Raw genomic sequence first — 5333 nt, forward strand, 5'->3', positions numbered from 1 at the left:
CGGACCCCGGACCCGTCCCGGAGCCCGCCCCCGAGCCCGAGCCGGACCCCGCGCCCGTGCCCGACCCCGCGCCCGTGGAGCCCGGCCGCCCCGCGGACGCCGAGCTGCCGCTGCGCGCCTCGGCCGACGGCCGCTCCGTCGTCGACGCCGAGGGCCGCCCGTTCCTCTACCTCGCCGACACGGCCTGGCTGGCCCCGAGCCGCCTCGGCCAGCCCGAGGTGCTCGAGCTGCTCGACACCCGGGCCGAGCAGGGCTTCACCGCCGTGCAGATGTCCGTCCTGCCCTTCCTCCACCGCGACGAGGCCCGCAACGCCTACGGCGACGAGCCCTTCGTCGGCGGGACCGACCTGTCCCGCCCCCTGGAGGTCGGCGCCCGCACCGACGACCCGGACAGCCCCGACTACGACTACTGGGACCACGTCGCCTGGGTCGTCGAGCAGGCCGAGGACAGGGGTCTCGTCCTCACCCTGGTGCCCGCCTGGTACGGCTACGCCGGGGAGGACTGGCGCGGCCACGTCACCGCGGGCAACGCCGCCGGCTACGGCACCTTCCTGGGGCAGCGCCTCGGCGGGTACCCCAACCTCGTGTGGCTCCTCGGCGGCGACAACAGCCCCGGCACCTCCGCCGCCGACCTGGGCCGGCTGCCCGACGGCCTGGACCGCAGCGACAAGACGGCTGCCACCGACGCCATGGCCGTCGCGCTGCGCGACGCCGAGGCCGTGCCGCACCTCATGAGCTACCACGCCCGCCGCGGCGTGAGCTCCTTCGAGGCCTTCGCCGGGCGGCCCTGGCACACCGTCGCCTCCGCCTACGGCACCCAGCGGACCTGGCAGGCCGCGGCCGGAAGCACGGGGCGCGGCCTGCCCGTCCTCGTCACCGAGGCCTACTACGACGCGCGCACCAGCGCCCCGCTGCTCGACGACCGCGCCCTGCGCGCCCAGGCCTGGTGGTCGGTGCTCCACGGCGCCGGCTTCGCCTACGGCCACGAGAACGTGTGGGATCTCGACAGCCGCTGGCGCGACGGCCTGCGGGCGGGCTCCGCCGACGACGTCACCCGGATCGCCGAGGTCCTCGGCACGAGCCGTGCCGTCGTCGCCTCGCCGTCGGTGCTGTCCTCGGGGGGCGGCGCGCCGCACGAGCCCGCCGTCACCGGGCGTGCCGGCCGCACCGCGTGGACCTACGTGCCCACCCCGCGGGGGGTCTCGGTCGACCTCGACGCGCTCGGCGGCAGCACGGTCGCCCTGGCCTGGGTGGACCCCGCCACCGGGGCACGGAAGGCCGCCGGCAGCCATCCCGCCACGGGCACCCGGTCGCTGCCCTGGCCCGGCTGGTCCGACGCGGTGCTCGTCATGGCCACCTCCTGACGGCAGCCCGTCCGTCCGTCCGTCCACAGCCGGCACCCCGCCCCGCCCCCCGTCCCGGGGGCGGGGCCTAGGCTCCGGCGGGTGCCGCACCCCGCCCCCGAGGCCCCGTCCGAGCTGCCCGGCAGCTACCCCCCGGCCGAGCGCACCGACGTCGTCGACGTGCTCCACGGCACCGAGGTGGCCGACCCGTACCGCTGGCTGGAGGACGCGGGCGACCCGCGCACGCTGGCCTGGTCCGGGCAGCAGGCGGCCCTGCTGCAGGCCCACGCCGCCGCCTGGCCCGGCCGCGAGCACGTCCGCAGCACGCTGACCGCCCTGCTCGCGACCGGGTCGGTGTCCTCCCCCGCCACCCGGGTGCGCGACGGCGTCGTCACCCGGGTGCTGGTCCGGCGTGACCCGGGCGCCGAGCACGGCGTCCTCCTGCTGCGCACGCTGCGGCCCGACGGAGGCAGCGACGAGCGCCCCCTCGTCGACCCGGTCGCCCTGGACCCGACCGGCGCGACCACCCTCGACGCGTGGTCGTGGTCGCCCGACGGCGACCTGCTCGCCTACCAGGTGAGCGAGGGCGGCTCGGAGGAGAGCGTCCTCCGCGTCCTCGACGTGGCCACCGGCGAGACCGTCGACGGCCCTCTGGACCGGGCCCGCTACTCCCCCGTGGCGTGGCTGCCCCGCACCGGCGACGAGCCGGCCCGCTTCTACTACGTGCGGCGGCTGGCCCCGGAGCTGCTGCCCGCCGACGAGCGGCAGTACCACCGGCGCGTCTACCTCCACGTGGTGGGGACGTCACCGGAGACCGACGTCGAGGTGTTCGGCGCGCGCGAGGACCGGACGACGTACTTCGGCGTCGGCCTCAGCCACGACGGGCGGTGGCTGGTGGTGTCCGCCTCCGCCGGCACGGCACCCCGGACCGACGTGCGGATCGCCGACCTCGCCGCCTCCGACCCCGCCGCCCCGGTCTTCCGCGACGTGGCGGTGGGCCTGGACGCCGAGCACGGCGTGTGGGTGGGCCGCGACGGGCAGCTGTACGTCCACACCGACCTGGGGGCGCCCCGCGGCCGGCTCTGCGTCGCGGACCCGGCCGACCCCGGCCCGGAGCGCTGGGTCGACCTGGTGCCGGAGGACCCCGCCGCCGTCCTGTCCGACGTCGCGGTCCTGGACGCCCCGTCCCTGACGGAGCCGCTGCTGCTCGTCTCGCGCACCCGTCACGCGGTCGGGGAGCTGGCGGTGCACCGGCTGGTCGACGGCGCGCACCTGCAGGACGTCGGGCTGCCCGGCCACGGCTCGCTCGGCGGCCTGGTCACGGCCTACGAGGACCGGGACGCCGCCTGGTTCACGTGGACCAGCCACACCTCGCCGGGCCGCGTCCTGCACCTGGACGGGCGCACGCTCGCCGTCACCGCCGCCGAGCTCCCCCCGGGCGAGCCGCCCGCCGGGCCCGAGGTCGTCGCGCAGCAGCTGGCCTGCACCAGCGCCGACGGCACGACGGTGCGGTTCATGGTCCTCGCCCACGCCGACGCCCTGGTCGACGGCCGCCCCGTGGCGCCCGCACCCACCGTGCTCTACGGCTACGGCGGGTTCGGTATCAGCCTCACGCCCGGCTACTCCGCGACGACCCTGGCGTGGGTGCGGGCCGGCGGCGTCCACGTCGTCGCGAACCTGCGCGGCGGCGGCGAGGAGGGCGAGGAGTGGCACCGCGACGGCTACCGCGACCGCAAGCAGAACGTCTTCGACGACCTGTACGCCGTGGCGCAGACCCTGCTCGCGGACGGCTGGACCACGACGGAGCGGCTCGCCGTCTCCGGCGGCTCCAACGGCGGCCTGCTCGTCGGGACGGCCGCCACGCAGCGTCCGGAGCTCTGGGCCGCGGTGCTGTGCTCGGCCCCCCTGCTGGACATGGTCCGCTACGAGCACCACGGCCTCGGGGTGTCGTGGAACGACGAGTACGGCACGGCCGCGGACCCGGTGGAGCTGGGCTGGCTGCTGTCGTACTCCCCGTACCACCACGTCCACGAGGGCACCCGCTACCCGGCGGTGCTGTTCACGGTGTTCGACGGGGACAGCCGGGTGGACCCGCTGCACGCCCGCAAGCTCGCCGCCGCGCTGCAGCACGCCACCGCGTCGGACCCCCGCGAGCGGCCGGTGCTGCTGCGGGCCGAGGCGGACGTCGGCCACGGCGCACGGTCGGTGTCGCGCACCGTCGGCCTGGCCACCGACGGGCTGCTGTTCCTCGCCCACCACACGGGGCTGGTCTGGCCGGACGCGACGGACCCCGTGCCCGCCGCTGGCTAGCCTGGCCCGCGATGCTCCCCGCGACCCCTGCCCCCGCCCTGCCCGCCCAGCCGTCCCTCACGGCCCTCCCCGGGGCGTCGCCCTCGGCGGAGCCCGAGCCGACCCCGACGTCCACCGGCGCCATCCGCGAGGCGGTGGACGGGCTGGCCGGCGGCGTGACCGACCAGAACTGCGGCACCCAGGACGGCACCCTCTGCGGCCTGCTCAACCGGGCCCTCGGCGACATCGAGCAGGCCAGGTTCGTGTCCGACCTCGTCAGCGTCCCGCTGTTCGTGATCGCCGTCCTGCTCGTGGCCGCGGTCGTCCGGTGGGTGCTGCGCCGGGTCATCCGCCGCTGGGTGGAGCGCATCGAGACCGAGGGGCCCCGGCGCCGCGGCCGGATCGACCTGTTCGAGCCGTCGGACCCGCTCACCAGCGAGCGGCGGGTGCAGCGGGCCAAGGCGATCGGGTCGATCCTCACCGCGGTCGTGTCCATCGTCGTGTGGACCGCTGCCGTCTTCAAGATCCTGCCCGCGCTGGGCGTGGACATCACCGGCCTGGTGGCCGGCGCCGGCATCGTCGGCATCGCCCTCGGCTTCGGCGCCCAGACGCTGGTCCAGGACTTCGTCTCCGGGCTGTTCATGATCGCCGAGGACCAGTACGGCGTCGGCGACGTCATCGACATGGGCGAGGCCAGCGGCGTCGTGGAGGCCGTCGGGCTGCGGACCACCCGGCTGCGCTCGGTCGACGGCACCGTCTGGCACATCCGCAACGGCGAGGTCGTCCGGGTCGGCAACATGAGCCAGGGCTGGTCGCGCGCGGTGCTCGACGTCGGCGTCGCCTACGGCGAGGACGTCTCCCGCGTCATGGAGCTGCTCGGCCGGCTGGGCTCGGAGATGCGCGCCGACCCCGACTTCGCCGACAAGTTCCTCGACGAGCCCGAGGTGTGGGGCGTCGAGGCGCTCGCCGCGGACCAGGTGACCATCCGCATGATCATCAAGACCGTGCCGCTGGAGCAGTGGGTGGTCGCCCGCGAGATGCGGCGGCGCATCAAGCACGCCTTCGACACCCTCGGCATCGAGATCCCCTTCCCGCAGCGGACGGTGTGGATGCGGGCCGAGGGACCGACCGGGCCCGGTGCGCCGTCGGGGTCCCGCCGCGCGGGCAGGACCGCCCCGCCGGAGCGCGCCCGGGGCGGGACGCACGCCATCCCCGTCGTCGGCGCCGTCGACACCACCGTCCCCCGCAGCCCGGTCGACGCCAGCCGGGGCGAGGGGTCCGTGTCGCACGAGGACGCCCCGGAGCCCGGCAGCGGCGAGCCGTTCCGCCCGGCCCCCGAGCGGGACCCCCGCCGTCGCCGGGGCTAGGCGTGCGACGGACACTGTGCCCATGAGCCCCGCCCCGCTGGTCCTGGTCACCGGCGTCACCGGCTACGTCGGGGGGCGGCTGGTGCCGGAGCTGCTCGCCGCCGGCTACCGGGTCCGCGCCCTGGCCCGTCACCCCGAGCGGCTCACCGGCCACGACTGGCGGCCCGACGTCGACGTCGTCGGCGGCGACGTCACCGACCCCGGTGTGCTGACCCGCGCGCTCGCCGGCGTCGACGTCGCCTACCACCTGGTCACCCCGCTGGACGCGGGCGCTGCCACCGACGCCGAGCACCTGACGGCCGCCCGGGCGTTCGGGGCCGCCGCGGCCGCCGAA

The 5333-nt window shown here is 76.8% G+C and carries 4 protein-coding genes; all 4 read left to right on the top strand.

Annotation, left to right across the window (positions count from 1 at the left end; genetic code table 11):
• Positions 1–1364 (top strand): apiosidase-like domain-containing protein (locus WCS02_RS17035; RefSeq protein ID WP_340295400.1); only part of this gene is annotated, 1364 nt, incomplete at its 5' end.
• 81 nt (positions 1365–1445) lie between these two features.
• On the top strand, positions 1446–3653 hold the full coding sequence (locus WCS02_RS17040; RefSeq protein ID WP_340295402.1) for a prolyl oligopeptidase family serine peptidase: 2208 nt from the start codon (positions 1446–1448) through the stop codon (positions 3651–3653).
• An 11-nt stretch (positions 3654–3664) separates the two neighbouring features.
• Positions 3665–4999 (top strand): mechanosensitive ion channel family protein, encoded by a 1335-nt coding sequence (locus WCS02_RS17045; RefSeq protein ID WP_340295404.1) that lies wholly within the window; start codon positions 3665–3667, stop codon positions 4997–4999.
• Between the two features lie 22 nt (positions 5000–5021).
• On the top strand, positions 5022–5333 hold a 312-nt coding region (locus tag WCS02_RS17050; protein WP_340295406.1), incomplete at its 3' end, for an NAD(P)H-binding protein.

The sequence above is a fragment of the Aquipuribacter hungaricus genome (assembly GCF_037860755.1).
GTDB lineage: Bacteria > Actinomycetota > Actinomycetes > Actinomycetales > JBBAYJ01 > Aquipuribacter > Aquipuribacter hungaricus.